At 74.0% G+C, this 17,133-nt stretch carries 18 protein-coding genes; 14 read left to right on the top strand and 4 right to left on the bottom strand.

All coding sequences use genetic code 11. The features are described 5' to 3' along the window. Window positions 1-25: 25 nt before the first annotated feature. Both RMN57_RS10990 and RMN57_RS10995 read left to right on the top strand, forming a co-directional pair. Window positions 26-562 (top strand): MarR family transcriptional regulator, encoded by a 537-nt coding sequence (locus RMN57_RS10990; protein WP_313763209.1) that lies wholly within the window; start codon window positions 26-28, stop codon window positions 560-562. 89 nt (window positions 563-651) lie between these two features. Then, window positions 652-1,170 (top strand): GNAT family N-acetyltransferase, encoded by a 519-nt coding sequence (locus RMN57_RS10995; protein ID WP_313763210.1) that lies wholly within the window; start codon window positions 652-654, stop codon window positions 1,168-1,170. 50 nt (window positions 1,171-1,220) lie between these two features. Here RMN57_RS10995 and RMN57_RS11000 read toward each other — a convergent pair whose 3' ends face one another. Further along, window positions 1,221-1,730: a methylated-DNA--[protein]-cysteine S-methyltransferase gene (locus RMN57_RS11000; protein ID WP_313763211.1), complete on the bottom strand. Its 510-nt coding sequence runs from the start codon at window positions 1,728-1,730 to the stop codon at window positions 1,221-1,223. Beyond that, window positions 1,727-3,247 carry an AlkA N-terminal domain-containing protein gene (locus tag RMN57_RS11005; RefSeq protein WP_313763212.1) on the bottom strand — a complete coding sequence of 507 codons (1,521 nt, stop codon included), beginning with the start codon at window positions 3,245-3,247 and terminating at the stop codon, window positions 1,727-1,729. The genes RMN57_RS11000 and RMN57_RS11005 overlap by 4 nt, the downstream gene beginning before the upstream one ends. A 292-nt stretch (window positions 3,248-3,539) precedes the next feature. On the opposite strand from RMN57_RS11005, the gene RMN57_RS11010 reads away from it, so the two are divergent. Further along, entirely contained in the window at window positions 3,540-3,971 is a 432-nt protein-coding gene (locus tag RMN57_RS11010) for an ASCH domain-containing protein (RefSeq protein ID WP_313767781.1), read from the top strand. A gap of 123 nt (window positions 3,972-4,094) precedes the next feature. Here RMN57_RS11010 and rsgA read toward each other — a convergent pair whose 3' ends face one another. Together rsgA and RMN57_RS11020 are read right to left on the bottom strand one after the other, a co-directional pair. Next, complete coding sequence (rsgA, locus tag RMN57_RS11015; protein WP_313763213.1) at window positions 4,095-5,231, bottom strand: ribosome small subunit-dependent GTPase A; 1,137 nt, start codon at window positions 5,229-5,231, stop codon at window positions 4,095-4,097. A gap of 417 nt (window positions 5,232-5,648) precedes the next feature. After that, window positions 5,649-6,947: a YihY/virulence factor BrkB family protein gene (locus RMN57_RS11020; protein WP_313763214.1), complete on the bottom strand. Its 1,299-nt coding sequence runs from the start codon at window positions 6,945-6,947 to the stop codon at window positions 5,649-5,651. 177 nt (window positions 6,948-7,124) lie between these two features. Between RMN57_RS11020 and RMN57_RS11025 the strand changes: the two genes are divergently transcribed. The 11 genes from RMN57_RS11025 (at window position 7,125) to RMN57_RS11075 (ending at window position 17,086) form a co-directional block, all read left to right on the top strand. Further along, window positions 7,125-7,208, top strand: coding sequence for a putative leader peptide (locus RMN57_RS11025; protein ID WP_310593185.1), 84 nt, complete (start codon window positions 7,125-7,127; stop codon window positions 7,206-7,208). Window positions 7,209-7,405: 197 nt separating this feature from the next. After that, on the top strand, window positions 7,406-9,130 hold the full coding sequence (locus tag RMN57_RS11030) for a nitrite/sulfite reductase (RefSeq protein WP_313763215.1): 1,725 nt from the start codon (window positions 7,406-7,408) through the stop codon (window positions 9,128-9,130). Continuing rightward, window positions 9,127-9,306, top strand: a complete 180-nt coding sequence (locus RMN57_RS11035) for a hypothetical protein (RefSeq protein ID WP_238740113.1) — start codon at window positions 9,127-9,129, stop codon at window positions 9,304-9,306. The genes RMN57_RS11030 and RMN57_RS11035 overlap by 4 nt, the downstream gene beginning before the upstream one ends. Continuing rightward, entirely contained in the window at window positions 9,287-9,988 is a 702-nt protein-coding gene (locus RMN57_RS11040; protein ID WP_313763216.1) for a phosphoadenylyl-sulfate reductase, read from the top strand. Before RMN57_RS11035 ends, RMN57_RS11040 begins: the two co-directional genes overlap by 20 nt. 61 nt (window positions 9,989-10,049) lie before the next feature. Further along, a complete protein-coding gene (cysC, locus tag RMN57_RS11045; RefSeq protein ID WP_313767782.1) occupies window positions 10,050-10,631 on the top strand; it encodes an adenylyl-sulfate kinase in 582 nt (193 codons plus the stop codon). Next, window positions 10,628-11,566 (top strand): sulfate adenylyltransferase subunit CysD, encoded by a 939-nt coding sequence (gene cysD / locus RMN57_RS11050; RefSeq protein ID WP_313763217.1) that lies wholly within the window; start codon window positions 10,628-10,630, stop codon window positions 11,564-11,566. Before cysC ends, cysD begins: the two co-directional genes overlap by 4 nt. Next, window positions 11,567-12,904, top strand: coding sequence for a GTP-binding protein (locus RMN57_RS11055; protein ID WP_313763218.1), 1,338 nt, complete (start codon window positions 11,567-11,569; stop codon window positions 12,902-12,904). It begins immediately after the preceding gene. Window positions 12,905-13,172: 268 nt separating this feature from the next. Beyond that, a complete protein-coding gene (locus tag RMN57_RS11060; protein ID WP_313763219.1) occupies window positions 13,173-14,354 on the top strand; it encodes an aliphatic sulfonate ABC transporter substrate-binding protein in 1,182 nt (393 codons plus the stop codon). Between the two features lie 222 nt (window positions 14,355-14,576). After that, window positions 14,577-15,380, top strand: coding sequence for an ABC transporter ATP-binding protein (locus RMN57_RS11065; RefSeq protein WP_313763220.1), 804 nt, complete (start codon window positions 14,577-14,579; stop codon window positions 15,378-15,380). Next, complete coding sequence (locus tag RMN57_RS11070; protein WP_313763221.1) at window positions 15,367-16,275, top strand: ABC transporter permease; 909 nt, start codon at window positions 15,367-15,369, stop codon at window positions 16,273-16,275. Before RMN57_RS11065 ends, RMN57_RS11070 begins: the two co-directional genes overlap by 14 nt. Window positions 16,276-16,285: 10 nt before the next feature. Beyond that, window positions 16,286-17,086: a sirohydrochlorin chelatase gene (locus tag RMN57_RS11075; protein ID WP_313763222.1), complete on the top strand. Its 801-nt coding sequence runs from the start codon at window positions 16,286-16,288 to the stop codon at window positions 17,084-17,086. Window positions 17,087-17,133: the final 47 nt, after the last annotated feature.

Genomic DNA, 17,133 nt, shown 5'->3' on the forward strand with positions numbered 1-17,133 from the left:
GCCACCAGGCGATACGCTGTCCGCCATGTCGCCGTCGCCGTCCGTACCCGACCCCGCCACCGAACCCGCCGAAGGCCTGGCGGACGCGGAGTCCCCGGCGGACCTCGCAGCCCCGGCGCTGGAGCGGGCCCGGCGGCTGACCGACGTGGTGACCCGGCTGCGCCGCGCCCTGCGCAGCAGCATCCGCACCGACTACCCGTGGGAGTCCCTGCCGATGGCGCAGGTCGAACTCCTGCAGACCCTCGCCGCCGCCCCGCTGCGGGTCGGCGAGCTCGCGGACCGCCAGCGGCTCGCCCCGAACACCGTCAGCGGCCTGGTCGGCAAGCTGCTGGAGGCCGGCTTCGTCGACCGCCAGGCCGACCCCGGCGACCGCCGCACCGCCCGGATCGCCCTCACCCCGGCCGGACGGCGCCAGCTGGACGACTGGCAGCGCGCCCACGAGCGCCGCATCGCGACCGCGCTCGGCACCCTCTCCCCCGCCGACCGCGAGGCCGTCATGCAGGCGCTGCCCGCGCTGGACAGCCTGGCCCGCGCCCTGGCCCGCCCGACCGGCCCCGAGTAGTCCGCCCGGGGCGGGCCTGCCCAGTCCGGTGCGCCACCGGGCGGCGAATTCGGTGTCCGCCGGGACCCGGCTCCGGCTAGCGTCCGTCCATGACCGCCGCACCGATCCACATCGAGCCCTGGACCGACGCCGACCTCGCACTGCTGCGCCGGGTGAACACCCCGGGAATGAAGAAGCACGTCGGCGGCCCGGAGACCGAGGAGCAGCTGCTCGTCCGTCACCACCGCTACCTGGGCTTCGTGCCGTCCGGCCTGGGCTGCATGTTCCGCATCGTCCTCGCCGGGGAGGCCGAACCGGTCGGCACGGTCGGCTACGGCACCCGCACCTGGCAGGGCGAGCTCGTCCACGAGATGGGGTGGAACGTCCTCCCCGCGTACCAGGGCCGCGGCATCGCCGTCGCCGCCGCCCGCGCCGCGGTGGCCGAGGCACGTACGGCGGCCCGGCTCCGGTACCTGCACGCCTTCCCGTCCGTGGACAACCCGGCCTCCAACACCGTCTGCCGCAAGGCCGGCTTCACCCTGGTCGGCGAGACCGACTTCGAGTTCCCCGCCGGCCGGTGGATGCGCAGCCACGACTGGCGCGTCGATCTCACGGCGAGCGCTCAGTAGGCCCCCGGTCGGTCTCGGGTGCCCGGCCGGCGGCCCGGGGCGGCGGCGCCTCAGAACAGCGCGCCGCTCTCCAGGTCCAGCAGCCAGCGCTTGCGGTCGACCCCGGCCGCGAAGCCGGTGAGCGCGCCGTTGGCACCGACCACGCGGTGGCAGGGCCGGACGATGAGCAGCGGGTTGGCGCCCACGGCGCCGCCCACGGCACGGACGGCCTGCGGCATGGCACCGGCGAGCGCGGCCAGCTGGCCGTAGGTGACCGTCTCGCCGTACGGGATGTCGTCCAGGGCGGCCCAGATCTTCTGCCGGAAGTCGGTGCCGGCCGGGGCGAGCGGGAGGTCGAAGGTGGTGCGCTCGCCGGCGAAGTACGCGGTGAGCTGCGCGACCGGCTCGGCGAGCGCGTCCGGGTCGTGGACCCAGTCGTCCGCGGGCTCGGCCAGCGCGTACTTCTGGCCCGGGGCGGTGACCGTGGCCAGGGCGGCCGGTCCGCCCTCCGCCGGCCGGACGCCGCTCAGCAGCAGCCGGCCGAAGGGGCTCTCCATGAAGGTGAAGACGGTGGTGCTCATGCTCGGGTGTTCTCCGTTCCGGTGCTGATGTCACTGGTGGCGCCGGCCCAGAGCCGGTGCACGGCGTAGGAGCGCCAGGGTGCCCAGGCCTCGGCGGCGCGGGCGGCGGACTTCGGGTCGCCGGGGGCGCCGAGTGCCGTGAGGCCGTGGCGGATGCCGACGTCGCTCGGCAGGAAGACGTCCGGGTCGGCGAGGGCCCGCATCCGCAGGTAGCCGACGGTCCACGGGCCGATGCCGGGCAGGGCGAGCAGCTGGGCCGCCGCCTCCTCCCGGTCGACGCCGCCGTCCAGTCGGACGACGCCCTCGGCGAGGGCGGCGCAGAGGCCGGTGAGCGCCTTCCGGCGGGCGGCCGGCATGGCGAAGTCCTCGGGGTCGGCCACCGCCAGGACGGCGGCGGTCGGGAAGAGCAGGCGCAGCCCGCCGTTGGGCTCGGGCAGCGCGGCGCCGTACTTCTCGGCGAGCCGGCCGGCCAGGGTGCGGGCGGCGCCGACGCTGATCTGCTGGCCGAGTACGGCGCGGACGGCCAGCTCGTGCGGGTCGACGTGGCCGGGCGAGCGCAGGCCCGGCCGGCCGCCGACCAGCGGGCCGAGGAGCGGATCGGCGCCGAGTTGCTCGTCCACCGCGTCCGGGTCGGCGTCCAGGTCGAACAGGATGCGCAGCCGCTGGACAGCGGTCGGGAGGTCGCGCAGGTCGGCGAGGAACAGGCGGCAGTCCAGCCAGCCGCGGGTGCGCGGGTCCCCGGGCGCGAGTCCGTCGACCTCGGCGATGCCGTGCCCGTACGGGAGGGCGAGGGTCCGCCGGTAGGTGCGGACGCCGGGGCGGGCTCCGGGGACGACCTCCTCGACGCCGGGGACGGCACGCAGGGCCAGGAAGTCGATCAGGTGGTCGCTGTCCAGGGCGCCCCGGTAGGCGAGGCGCAGGGTGAGCCCGCCGGCCGGGGTGGCGCCGCGCCGGCCGGCGGAGACCTCGGCGCGCAGCCCGCTGGGGGTGCGGTCGTAGACCTCGCGGACGGTGTCGTTGAACTGCCGCACGGAGGCGAAGCCGGCCGCGAAGGCGATCTCGGTGATCGGCAGCTCGGTGGTCTGGAGCAGCAGCCGGGCGGTCTGGGCCCGGCGGGCGCGGGCCAGTGCGATCGGCCCGGCGCCGAGTTCGGCGGTGAGCTGGCGCTGCAGCTGCCGGGCGCTGTAGCCGAGGCGCTGGGCGAGGCCTGCGACGCCCTCGCGGTCGACCAGGCCGTCGCCGATCAGTCGCATGGCGCGGCCGACCAGGTCGGCGCGGTGGTTCCACTCCGGCGAGCCGGGCACCGAGTCGGGGCGGCAGCGGCGGCAGGCGCGGAATCCGGCGCCCTGGGCGGCGGCCGCGCTGGGGTAGAAGGTGCAGTTGGCACGTTTGGGGGTCACGGCGGGGCAGCTCGGTCGGCAGTAGATGCCGGTCGAGGTGACGGCCGTGAAGAAGACGCCGTCGAAGCGGGCGTCGCGGCTGTCCACTGCTCGGTACCGGATGTCGTCGTCGATCACGCTGTCCAGTCTGCGGCACCCGCGGCCGGCCGACTGGCGGAAATCGGACGTGGGCGTGAGCGGCCGGAGCGGGCGCCCGGAAGTCCTGCGGCCGCCGGGGCTGGGCGGAAAACCGCGCGCCGTCGGCACCGGTCGGCGGCTACGCTGGCCGACGCCCACTCTCCGGTGCCGCCCCACCCGCCTGCGGCGCCCCCCTGCGCGGCAGACCGGCCGCCGTCCGGACAGGAGCCCCATGAGCGAGCAGCCGAACGAGCAGCCGTACACCGGTCCGGACGACCCCCGGGTGTCCGCGATGCGGATCGAGGAGTTCGCCTTCCCCGGCCCGCTGCGCGACCAGCTGGTCGCGGCCGTGCTGAGCGGCGCCAAGACCAGCACCACCGGCCTGGTCGCCGACTACGAGCACGAGGACGAGCCGTTGCCCCGGGCCGGGGTGCGCTCGGCGGTGATCGACTCGGACGGCAGGGTGGTGGCCGTGACCGAGACGACGGAGGTCCGGGTCGTCGCGCTGGCCGAGGTCGACCTGCAGCACGCGCTAGACGAGGGCGAGGGCTACACGACGGTGGCCGAGTGGCGAAGGGTCCACGAGGGGTTCTGGCACGGCCCGGAGATGCGGGACGCGCTGGGCGACCCGGACTTCACGGTGCACGACGGCACGCCGGTCGTCCTGGAGCGGTTCCGGCTGGTCGCCGACCTGCGCCGGGAGCCGGCCGGCGACGCCCGCTGACTGACGCCGAACCGAGCCGCGCTGAGCCGAGCCGCGCCGTCGGCCGGCCTGCCCGCACCGCGCTGCCCCGGAAGGCGTCGGGGGCGGCGCGGTGTGGGCGTCGGCAGGCCGGCCGGGCGGGCGTCACCACTTCACGGTGCCGCCCGCGGCGCGCATCGACTTGGTGATGGCCTTCCACTTCTTCACCCGGGCCGTAGCGAGCCGGGCGTCCGAGCGGGAGGCGATCCAGTCGTTCTCGCGCTGGAGCTTGCGGTAGCTCTCCCACCGGCGCTCCGGCAGCGTGCCGTCGGCCAGCGCCTCCCGCACCGCGCAGCCGGGCTCGCTCTCGTGCCCGCAGTCGTGGAAGCGGCAGGACTCGGCCAGCTCCGCGATGTCGGCGAAGGCCAGGGCCACCCCCTCGCCACCGTAGAGGCCGACCTCGCGCAGCCCGGGCGTGTCGATCAGCACGCCGCCGCCGGGCAGCGCGATCAGCTCGCGGGTGGTCGTGGTGTGACGGCCCTTCTGGTCCACTGCGCGGGCCTGCTGGACGGCCATCACGTCGGCACCGGCGAGGACGTTGGTGAGGGTGGACTTCCCGACGCCGGACTGGCCGATGAACGCGGTGGTGCCGGGGATGCAGGCGCGCAGCACGTCCACCCCCTCGCCGGTCTCCGCGCTGACCACCAGCACGGTGACGCCGGGGGCGGCGGCCTCGACGTCGGCGCGGATGAACTCCGCGTCGTGGACCAGGTCGGCCTTGGTGAGGACGACCACCGGCTCGGCGCCGGACTCCCAGGCCAGGGCCAGGAAGCGCTCGATCCGGCCGAGGTCCGGCTCGGCGGCGAGCGAGGCGGCGATCAGCACGGTGTCGACGTTGGCGGCCAGGACCTGGCCGTCGGACCGCTTGCCGGCCACCTTGCGGATGATCGCGGTGGAGCGCGGCAGCAGCGCGGCGACGGCCGTCATCGGCCGGGCCGCGAGGTCCACGCCCGCCCAGTCGCCGGTGCACGCACAGTTGATCATGTCGGCGTCGCCGACCGGGCGGGTGTCGGCCCGGACGGTGCACAGCTCGCCGGTCTCCGGGTCGACCAGGACGGCGTCGCACTGGCCGCGGTCCACCCGGACGATGCGGGCCGGCGTCAGCCCGGCCCCGGCGAGCGGGGCGAACTGCTCCGCGAGCTCGTCCGTCCAGCCGTAGGCGGCCAGCGGGGAGCCCGGAGTGCCGGGCAGGGAGGAAGAAGAAGAGAAAGAGGAAGACGGAACAGAAGCAGCGTTGAACAACGCAGGGGGCCCTTCGGGAGGAATGTGATCCCGCCGGGCTGCGGCTGCGCGCGCGAGTGGAGCGGCGTCAGCCGGCGGCCGGGAGGGAGAGGGGGGTGCGAGCGCTGCCCAGGGCAGCCGTGACGACCGTGACAGTCACCGGGCTCACCTCCTGCTTCTCTCCACGGGCCGCGAGAACGGCGGCCCTTCGAACCGGACTGATCACACCGTAGCGAGCCGCTCCGGCACCGCCAACCGGTTTTTCACCTGCGCTTCTCCACCGGCGGTTCTCGCCGGGCCGCGGCCCGCCCCGGGGCCACCGGAGCCGTCACCGCCGCCCGGCCCCGGCACTGCTGTCGGCCCGGCCCCCGGCCCCGGCCGCCGGCCGTCCACCGGCCGTCCACGGACCGGACACCCCCGCGGACGCGGACCCCCGTCTCAGCGCTGCTGGTCCCACGGCGGCCGGGGCGGGTGCCCGGGCAGCGGTCGCTCCGGCGGCGGCGCGGTCGGCCGGTCGCTGTCCGGCGGCGGCGGGGCCGGCCGGTGGTGCGGGCCGCCGCGCGTGGTGAGCCGGGCCCGCACGTTGTCGGCGGCCAGCACGTCGGCCCAGCGCTCGGGGTACTCCGAGGGCACGTCGACGTCCTCGCCCTCGTCCTCCCAGTACTCCTCCTCGGCGCCCTCCGCGAGACCCAGCTCGCGCGCCCGGCGGGCCCGCTCGACGGCGCGCCGGGCAGCCACCTCGCGGACCACGGCGGCGGCCGCCTCCTCGTGGGCGCGCTCGTTCTCGGCGCGCGCGTCGGCGGTCTCCAGGGTGGGCCAGCGGCGGTCTATGGCGGCGTTCATCGCGGCGCCGATCAGCACCGCGAGCGCGACCACGAAGATCCACAGCAGTACGGCCACCGGCGCGGCCAGCGAGCCGTACGCGGAGCGGCCCTCGACCGAGCTCACCAGGTAGAACCGGAGCCCGACGCTGCAGAAGACCAGGACGACCAGGGCCACCAGCGCACCGGGGATGTCCTCGCGCCACGGCGTGGAGACCGGCACGGCCAGGTGGTACAGCGTGGTGAGGGAGACGATCAGCAGCAGGATCGCGACCGGCCAGTAGAAGGCGTTGACCACGGACGCGAGGCCGACCCCCACCGCGTTCTGGACCAGGCCGGGGCCGGCCAGCAGCAGCGGCAGCACCAGCGAGCCGATCACCAGGGCGCCGAGGTAGAGGCCGAGCGACATCGTCCGGGTCTTGACGATGCCGCGCTTGCCGTCCAGCCCGTACATCACGGTGATGGTGTCGATGAAGATGTAGAGCGCGCGCGAGCCCGACCAGAGCGAGAGCAGGAAGCCGAGCGAGACGAGGTCGGGCCGCCGGTGGTTGAAGACGTCGTCCAGCAGCGGGACCACCACCGCCTTGACCGACGAGTCGGTGAGGACCGTCCCGGAGGCCTTGAGGATGTCCTGCCGCAGCGACTCGATGGTGCCGGCGCCGAGGAAGTCGTCCAGGTAGCCGAGCGTTCCGGCCAGGCAGAGCAGCAGCGGCGGGATGGAGAGGAGGGTGAAGAACGCCGCCTCGGCGGCGAGCCCGGTGACCCGGTACTCGACGCAGGTGTTGGTGGTGTCCTTCACCAGGGCCCAGGCGGTACTGCGCCAGGTGACCTGCTTGGCCGCCCGCCGGGAGCCCTTGCCCCGACGACGGGAGGGCCGCTCGGGGTTCGGTCTCGTCGTTTCGCCTGCTGCTTGCACAGGCCCAACGTTATCGGGCCGGGGCCGGTCCCTTGATCTCCGGACCGCGGAGCGGCGACAGTGGGGCGGAAAGCGGCGAGCGGCGGGAACGCTCAACCGTCTCGGGATGCGAAACCCGTGCGTCCACAATACGGACGTTAGTGGACCGCGAGTCATGCGCCGTGCGAATCTCTTGCCATGCCAAGCGCCGGAACCACCCTGGTAGGTCGACTCCACGTCGATCTCCTTCGCGTGTCCAGCGCCATCTGTCCGGTGACCTGAGCCCACCCCGCGACACCACCGCACCCGGCGCCCACCCCCCTCGCCGCAGCCGCCGAAGCGAATGCGCAGGCGCCCGCCCGGCCCCGGTCACTGCTCTCCCGGCCCTGAGAAACCAGCAGGTCACAGCAGCACCGCACCGCCGAGCACGCACCGCGACCAACCCGGCGTCAGAGCCACCTGCCCCGAAGGACTTCACCATGGCCACCACCCCCGAGACTGCCGAGCCCACGGCCGACAGCGCCGCCGCGCGCCGCCCCGCCGCGGCCCGCAAGGCGACCCGCCACCGCGGTGAGGGCCAGTGGGGCATGGGCCACTTCACTCCTCTGAACGCCAACGAGCAGTTCAAGAAGGACGACGACGGTCTCAATGTGCGGACACGTATTGAGACGATCTACGCGCACCGCGGCTTCGACTCGATCGACCCGGCCGACCTGCGCGGCCGGATGCGCTGGTGGGGTCTCTACACCCAGCGCAAGGAGGGCATCGACGGCGGCAAGACCGCGATCCTGGACCCGCACGAGCTGGACGCCGAGTACTTCATGCTCCGCGTCCGCGTCGACGGCGGCCGGCTGACCGTCGCCCAGCTCAGGGCGATCGCCGAGGTCTCCGAGCTGTACGGCCGCGGCACCGCGGACCTGACCGACCGCCAGAACGTCCAGTACCACTGGATCCGGATCGAGGACGTCCCGGCGATCTGGCAGAAGCTGGAGGCCGTCGGCCTCTCCACCACCGAGGCCTGCGGCGACACCCCGCGCGTCATCCTGGGCTCCCCGGTGGCCGGCATCGCCGAGGACGAGATCATCGACGGCACCCCCGCCATCGAGGAGATCTACCGCCGCTTCATCGGCAACCCCGAGTTCTCCAACCTGCCGCGCAAGTTCAAGTCCGCCGTCTCCGGCTCCCCGCTGCTGGACGTCGCGCACGAGATCAACGACGTCGCCTTCGTCGGCGTCGACCACCCGGAGCACGGCCCCGGCTTCGACCTCTGGGTCGGCGGCGGTCTCTCGACCAACCCGAAGCTCGGGGTGCGCCTGGGCGCCTGGGTCCCGCTGGACGAGGTCGCGGACGTCTACGGCGGCGTGATCGGCATCTTCCGCGACTACGGCTACCGCCGCCTGCGCAACCGCGCCCGGCTGAAGTTCCTGGTCGCCGACTGGGGCCCGGAGAAGTTCCGCCAGGTCCTGGAGGACGAGTACCTCAAGTACCGGCTGGTGGACGGCCCCGCGCCGGAGGAGCCCGGCGGCCGCTGGCGCGACCACGTCGGCGTGCACCGGCAGAAGGACGGCCGGTACTACGTCGGCTTCGCGCCCCGGGTGGGCCGGGTCAACGGCAAGCTGCTCGGGCAGATCGCCGACCTCGCCGCCGAGCACGGCAGCGACCGCCTGCGCACCACCGCCGAGCAGAAGATGCTCGTCCTCGACATCGCCGAGGACCGGGTCGAGTCGCTGGTGGCCGGTCTGGAGGCGCTGGACCTGCGGGTCAACCCGTCGCCGTTCCGCCGCGGCACCATGGCCTGCACCGGCATCGAGTACTGCAAGCTCGCCATCGTCGAGACCAAGGAGCGCGGCCGCACGCTCATCGACGAGCTGGAGGAGCGCCTCCCGGACTTCGACGAGCCGCTCACCATCAACATCAACGGCTGCCCGAACGCCTGCGCCCGGATCCAGGTCGCCGACATCGGTCTCAAGGGCCAGCTGGTCACCGACGAGAACGGCGACCAGGTCGAGGGCTACCAGGTCCACCTGGGCGGCGCGCTCGGGCTGGAGGCCGGCTTCGGCCGCAAGGTCCGCGGCCTCAAGGTCACCAAGGACGGCCTGCCCGACTACGTCGAGCGCGTGCTGACCCGCTACCGGGCCGGCCGCACCGAGGGCGAGCGCTTCGCCCAGTGGGCGGCCCGGGCCGACGAGGAGCAGCTGTCGTGAGTGAGCGAGCCGCACCGTTCTTCTGCCCGTACTGCGGGGACGAGGACCTGCGCCCGTCCGAGGCCGGGCACGGCGCCTGGGAGTGCCACGGCTGCCGCCGCGCCTTCCAGCTGAAGTTCCTCGGCCTGCTGTCACCGACCAACGGGGGTACGCCACGTGACCGGCACGACGACTGACCACCGGGCGGCGGCGGAGAAGGCCGGCCGCGAGCTGGAGGAGGCGACCCCGCAGGAGATCCTGCAGTGGGCCGCCGACACCTTCGGCAAGCGGTTCTGCGTCACCTCCTCCATGGAGGACGCCGTCGTCGCCCACCTCGCCTCCTCGGTGCTGCCCGGCGTGGACGTGGTGTTCCTGGACACCGGCTACCACTTCGCGGAGACCATCGGCACCCGGGACGCGGTGGCGGCGACCATGCCGGTCAACGTCATCACCCTCACGCCGCGGCTGACCGTGGCCGAGCAGGACGCCGAGTACGGGCCGAACCTGCACGACCGCGACCCGGACCTCTGCTGCTCGCTGCGGAAGGTCGAGCCGCTGAACCGCGGACTCGGCGGCTACGACGCCTGGGCCACCGGCCTGCGCCGCGACGAGTCCCCCACCCGGGCGAACACCCCGGTGGTGTCCTGGGACCCGAAGCGCCGCAAGGTCAAGATCGCCCCGATCGCCCGGTGGACGCAGGAGGACGTCGACGCCTACGTCGCCGCCCACGGGGTGCTGCTCAACCCGCTGCTGTGGGAGGGCTACACCTCGATCGGCTGCTCGCCGCTGTCCTGCACCCGCAAGCCGGCCGAGGGCGAGGACGCCCGGGCCGGCCGCTGGTCCGGCTCCGGCAAGACCGAGTGCGGCATCCACCTCTGATCCACCGCCGATCCCCCACCACACCCCTCCTGGAGACCCCACCGTGACGACAGTCCACACCCTGGCCGCCGACGGAGCCGCAGAGGCGGCCCCCGCGGCCGCCCCCTGCGAGCGCGGCGCCACCGTGTGGCTGACCGGGCTGCCGAGCGCCGGCAAGACCACGCTCGCCTTCGCGCTGGCCGAGCGGCTGCGCGCCGAGGGCCACAAGGTCGAGGTCCTCGACGGCGACGAGATCCGCGAGTTCCTCTCCAAGGGCCTCGGCTTCACCCGCGAGGACCGGCACACCAACGTCACCCGGATCGGGTTCGTCGCCGAGAAGCTGGCCGCCAACGGCGTCAAGGTCCTCGCCCCGGTGATCGCCCCCTACGCCGACTCCCGCGCCGCGGTCCGCACCCGGCACGCCGCCAACGGCACCGCGTTCCTGGAGATCCACGTCGCCACCCCCGTCGAGCTCTGCGCCGAACGCGACGTCAAGGGCCTGTACGCGAAGCAGGCGGCCGGCGAGATCTCCGGCCTCACCGGCGTGGACGACCCGTACGAGGCCCCGGCCGACCCGGAGCTGCGCCTGCAGACGCAGGGCCGCGCGGTCGCCGAGTCCGCCGCCGAGCTGCACGCCTTCCTGACCGAGAGGGGCCTCGCATGACCACCGCGACCGACAGTCCCGTCCACACCGAAGACACCCCCTTCGCGCTGTCCCACCTGGACGCGCTGGAGGCCGAGTCGGTGCACATCTTCCGCGAGGTCGCGGGGGAGTTCGAGCGCCCGGTGATCCTCTTCTCCGGCGGCAAGGACTCCATCGTCATGCTGCACCTGGCGCTCAAGGCGTTCGCCCCCGCGCCGGTCCCGTTCTCCCTGCTGCACGTCGACACCGGCCACAACTTCCCCGAGGTGATCGCCTACCGCGACCGCGTCGTGGCCGAGCACGGCCTGCGCCTGCACGTCGCCCACGTCCAGGACTTCATCGACGACGGCCGGCTGCGCGAGCGCCCCGACGGCACCCGCAACCCGCTGCAGACCGTCCCGCTGCTCGACGCCATCGAGAGCAACCGCTTCGACGCCGTCTTCGGCGGCGGCCGCCGCGACGAGGAGAAGGCCCGCGCCAAGGAGCGCGTCTTCTCCCTGCGCGACGAGTTCGGCGCCTGGGACCCGCGCCGCCAGCGCCCCGAGCTCTGGTCCCTCTACAACGGCCGGCACGCCGTCGGCGAGCACGTCCGGGTCTTCCCGCTCTCCAACTGGACCGAGCTGGACGTCTGGCAGTACATCGAGCGCGAGGGCATCGAGCTGCCGGAGATCTACTACGCGCACGAGCGCGACGTCTTCTCCCGCAACGGCATGTGGCTGACCGCCGGCGAGTGGGGCGGCCCCAAGGAGAACGAGCCGGTCCAGCGCCGCCTGATCCGCTACCGCACCGTCGGCGACATGTCCTGCACCGGCGCCGTCGACTCCGACGCCACCGACATCCAGGCCGTCATCGCCGAGATCGCCGCCAGCCGTCTCACCGAGCGCGGCGCCACCCGCGCCGACGACAAGCTCTCCGAGGCCGCGATGGAAGACCGCAAGCGCGAGGGATACTTCTAAATGAGCACCGCCACCGAGACCAGCGCCACGTCCCTGCTGCGCTTCGCCACCGCCGGCTCCGTCGACGACGGCAAGTCCACCCTGGTCGGCCGCCTGCTGCACGACTCCAAGTCGGTGCTCGCCGACCAGCTGGAGGCCGTCGAGCGCGTCTCCCTGGGCCGCGGCCAGGAGGCGCCCGACCTCGCGCTGCTCACCGACGGCCTGCGCGCCGAGCGCGAGCAGGGCATCACCATCGACGTCGCCTACCGCTACTTCGCCACCCCGCGGCGGCGGTTCATCCTCGCCGACACCCCCGGGCACGTGCAGTACACCCGGAACATGGTCACCGGCGCCTCCACCGCCGAACTCGCCGTCGTGCTGGTCGACGCCCGCAACGGCGTCGTCGAGCAGACCCGCCGGCACGCGGCCGTCGCCGCACTGCTGCGGGTGCCGCACGTGGTGCTGGCCGTCAACAAGATGGACCTGGTCGACTACGCCGAGCCCGCCTTCGCCGCCATCGCCGCCGAGTTCACCGCCTACGCCGCCTCGCTCGGCGTCAAGGACGTGGTGGCCGTACCGATCTCCGCGCTCGCCGGCGACAACGTGGTCGAGCCGTCCGCCCACATGGACTGGTACGGCGGCCCGACCCTGCTGGAACACCTGGAGACCGTGCCGGTCGGCAGCGACCCGAGCATCGAGCCGGCCCGCTTCCCGGTCCAGTACGTGATCCGCCCGCAGACCGAGGAGCACCCCGACTACCGCGGCTACGCCGGCCAGTTGGCCTCCGGCGTGCTGCGCGTCGGCGACACCGTCACGGTGCTGCCCTCCGGCCACACCACCACCGTCGCCGGCATCGACGCACTCGGCAGGGAGACGGACATCGCCTGGGCCCCCCAGTCCGTCACCGTCCGCCTCGCCGACGACATCGACATCTCCCGCGGCGACCTGATCGCGGCCGGCCCCGCCCCCGTCCCCACCAAGGACATCGAGGCCACCGTCAGCCACCTCAACGAGCGCCCGCTGCGCGCCGGCGACAAGGTGCTGCTCAAGCACACCACCCGCACCGTGCGCGCACTGGTCAAGGAGATCTCCTACCGGATCGACATCACTGCGCCGATCAGCGAGGGGGGCCTCGAACAGCGCCCCGCCCCCGAGGGGTTGAGCGTCAACGACATCGGCCACGTGGTGCTGCGCACCGCCGAGCCGCTGGCGCTCGACGGCTACTCCGACAACCGCCGGACCGGCTCGTTCCTGCTGATCGACCCGGCCGACGGCACCACGCTCACCGCCGGCATGGCGGGCGAGGCGTTCGACACCGTACGCACCACCGACGCTCCCGACGAGGAGGACTGGGTCTGATGCCCATCGAGGCGTTCTCGGGCATGGACAAGGAAGGCGGCCGCATCGGCAGCGGCGTCCTCGGCAGCGGCCAGGGCGGTCTGACCCGATGTGTGGGCCGACACGGCTGAGAACGCCCTGTCACCGGGCCGGCCGCTGTCCTCCCCACCACCGGAACAGCAGCGCCGCCCCGGCTTGCCCGGCATCCCCCGATGCCGCAAGCACCACCTCGACCGACTTCCTTCCCGAGACCGTCTCCTGACGGTCCGTCCGCGAACAGGACCCTGCCATGGCACCGAACCAGGCCCTCCCGCACGCCTCCGCCCCGGATACCCCCGCACGCCCGGCCGCCGGCCGGATCAGACGCACCGCCGCGGCCGCCGTGGCCGGCCTCACCGCCGTGACGCTGCTCTCCGCCTGCGGCTACGGCTCGAAGAGCGCGGACAAGACGTCCGACTCCGGCGCCGCCGCCGGGGCTTCGTCCGCGGGTGCGGCCGGCGCGAAGCTCTCCGCCGACACCGTGAAGATCGGCTACTTCGCCAACCTGACCCACGGCACCCCGCTGGTCGGCCTCCAGGAGGGCCTCTTCCAGAAGGAGCTCGGCGGCACCCAGATCAAGACCCAGGTCTTCAACGCGGGCCCGGCCGAGATCGAGGCGCTGAACGCCGGCTCCATCGACATCGGCTGGATCGGCCCCTCCCCGGCGATCAACGGCTTCACCAAGTCCGAGGGCAAGTCGCTGAAGATCATCAGCGGTTCGGCCTCCGGCGGGGTCAAGCTGGTGGTCAACCCGGACAAGATCGCCTCCCTGGACGACCTCAAGGGCAAGAAGATCGCCACCCCGCAGCTGGGCAACACCCAGGACGTGGCGCTGCTCAACTACCTGGCCGGCAAGGGCTACAAGGTCGACGCCCAGTCCGGCGCCGGTGACGTCTCCGTGGTCCGCTCGGACAACAAGGTCACCCCGGACGCCTACAAGCAGGGCTCGATCGACGGCGCCTGGGTGCCCGAGCCGACCGCCTCCAAGCTGGTCACCCTCGGCGCGAAGGTCCTGCTCAACGAGAAGGACGTCTGGCCGGACAAGAAGTTCGTGATCACCAACCTGATCGTCTCGCAGAAGTTCCTCGGCGAGCACCCGGACGTGGTGGAGGCCGTGCTGCGCGGCTCGGTGGCCGCCAACGCCTTCATCAAGGCCAACCCGGAGAAGGCCAAGGCCGACGCCAACGAGGCCATCAAGAAGGAGGCCGGCAACGCCCTGGAGCCGGCCGTCCTCGACCCGGCCTGGGCCGACATCGACTTCCTGGACGACCCGCTGGCCGGCACGCTGCAGGCCGAGGCCGACCACGCCGTCACCGCCGGCCTGCTCAAGAAGCCCAACCTGAACGGGATCTACGACCTGACCCTGCTCAACAAGGTGCTCGCGGCCAAGGGCCAGAGCCCTGTGGCGGACGCCGGACTCGGCAGCAAGTAGCCCAGCCCGCGGCGGCCCCGCGCCGCCGCGGCCAAGCCCCGCGGTCCGGAACCCCCGCCCGCCCGGTCGATGCCCGATCGATGCCCCAACTACGGGACGGGCGGGGGCCGGACCCCGGTACCCGACTTCGCCACCCTCCCTCCGACCCGCCGACCGGCCGGAGGGGCCCTGACCGCCCCCCAGCCTCCGGCTGGGAGGTGCCCCCAGATTCAGGAGGTGCCCATGACCCCGGCACTGACCACCACGGAAGACGCCCCGCGCACCGAGGTGCCGGCCGGCTCGCCCGCCGTCCGGATCTCGCACGTGCACAAGTCCTTCGGGCGCGCCGGCGCGCAGACCCACGTGCTGGACGACATCACCCTGGACGTGGCGCCCGGCGAGTTCGTCACGCTGCTCGGCGCCTCGGGCTGCGGCAAGTCCACCCTGCTCAACCTGGTCGCCGGCCTCGACCGGCCCACCGCGGGCACGATCGAGGTGCCCGCGGGGCGCCCCGCGCTGATGTTCCAGGAGCACGCGCTGTTCCCGTGGCTCACGGCCGGCAAGAACATCGAGCTCGCCCTCAAGCTCGCCGGCGTCCCGCGCGCGGAGCGCCGGGCCGAGGCCGAGCGCCTGCTCGAACTGGTCCGCCTCGCCGGCTCCTACGGCAAGCGCGTGCACGAGCTCTCCGGCGGCATGCGCCAGCGCGTCGCGATGGCCCGCGCCCTCGCCCAGGGCGGCTCGGTGCTGCTGATGGACGAGCCGTTCGCGGCCCTCGACGCCATCACCCGGGACGTCCTGCACGACGAGATCACCCGGATCTGGGCCGAGCGCAAGCTCTCCGTCCTGTTCGTCACCCACAACGTGCGGGAGGCCGTCCGGCTCGCCCAGCGCGTGGTGCTGCTCTCCTCCCGCCCCGGCCGGGTCGCCAAGGAGTGGCGGATCGACCTGCCGCAGCCGCGCCGGATCGAGTCCGCCGGCGTCGCCGACCTGTCCATCGAGATCACCGAAGAACTGCGTGGGGAGATCCGCCGCCATGGCCAGCACTGACACCGCCCCCGCCCCGAAGACGTCCCCGGCCGCCGGGGCGGACACCGCCGACGTCGGCGCCGGCCTGGACGCGCTGGACGCGGTCTCCGCGCCGCACCGCTCGCTCGCCGAGGCGCTGCGGCAGAAGGCGCTGCCGCCGCTGCTCGGCGCCGTCCTGGTGCTCGCGCTCTGGCAGGGCGCCTACAGCCTGCACCTGACCAGCGAGTACAAGCTGCCCAGCCCGCTCGACGTCTGGCGCGCCGCCGAGGACCTCTGGACCGCGGGCACGCTCTTCTCGATCATCTGGACCAGCGTCTGGCGCGGCCTGTCCGGTTTCCTGGTCGCGCTCGCCATCGGCACCCCGATCGGCCTGCTGGTCGCCCGGGTCCGGCCGGTCCGGGCCGCGCTCGGGCCGGTGCTCTCCGGCCTGCAGTCGCTGCCCTCGGTCGCCTGGGTGCCGGCCGCCGTCATCTGGCTCGGCATCAACGACTCGATGATGTACGCGGTGATCCTGCTCGGCGCCGTCCCGTCCATCGCCAACGGCCTGGTGGCCGGCATCGACCAGGTGCCGCCGCTGTTCCTGCGGGCCGGCCGCACCATCGGCGCCACCGGCCTGAACGGCGCCCGGCACGTCCTGCTTCCGGCCGCGCTGCCCGGCTACCTGGCCGGCCTCAAGCAGGGCTGGGCCTTCTCCTGGCGCTCGCTGATGGCCGCCGAGCTGGTCGCCTCCTCCCCCGACCTGGGCCTCGGCCTCGGCCGGTACCTGGAGAACCAGCGCGAGTTCTCCGACATGGCGGGGGTGCTGCTCGGCATCCTGCTCATCCTGTTCGTCGGCATCGCCATCGAGCTGCTGGTGTTCACCCCGGTCGAGCGCCGGGTCCTGCGCAACCGCGGCCTGCTGGCCGCCGTCAAGTGAGGCGGCTCCCGTGTCCTCCGAAGGCCGCCGCCGGTCCGCCGCCCCCGTGACCCCGGTGGCGGCGGGCGGCCCCGCCCTGCTGCTGATCGCCCACGGCAGCCGCGACCCCCGGCACGCCGCGACGGTGGCCGCGCTGGTCGAGCGGGTCCGCGCGCTGCGCCCCGGGCTGGAGGTGGCCACCGCCTACCTCGACCACTGCGCGCCGCGGATCCCACGGGTGGCCGCCCGGCTCGCGGAGGCCGACACCGCGGCCGTCGCCGTTCCGCTCCTGCTCAACCGGGCCTTCCACGCCAAGCACGACATCCCCGCCGCGCTGCGGGCCTGCGGTGCGGCCCTCCCGGTCGCCGATGTGCTCGGGCCCTCGTCGCTGCTGCTCGCCGCGCTGGACCGGCGGCTCGCCGAGGCCGGGCTCGACCTCGGCTCCCCCGCCGTCCGGGCCCGCACCGGGGTCGTCCTCGCCGCGGCCGGCTCCTCCGACCCGGCCGCCGACGCCGCCACCCGCGCGGTCGCCGCCGAGTGGCGCCGCACCCGCGGCTGGGCCGCCGTCGAGGTCGCCTACGCCTCCGCCGCCGGCCCCCGCGTCCCGGACGCCGTCGCAACCCTGCGCCGCGCCGGCGCCGCCGAGGTGGCCGTCTCCCCCTACCTGCTCGCCCCGGGCCTCCTCCCCGACCGCATCGCCGGGGCCGCCGCCGGCTCCGCCGACCTCCTCGCCGACGTCCTCGGTGCCGCCCCCGAGGTCGCCACCCTCCTCCTCACCCGCTACGACCGGGCCCGGCGGGTGGTGGCAGCGGCCCCCGCCCTCACCGCCTGAGCGTCCCGGCGGCTCGTCCGGCGAACCGCCGGGACGCAACGGGCCCG

The organism is Kitasatospora sp. CM 4170 (assembly GCF_032110285.1).
GTDB classification, from domain to species: domain Bacteria; phylum Actinomycetota; class Actinomycetes; order Streptomycetales; family Streptomycetaceae; genus Kitasatospora; species Kitasatospora aburaviensis.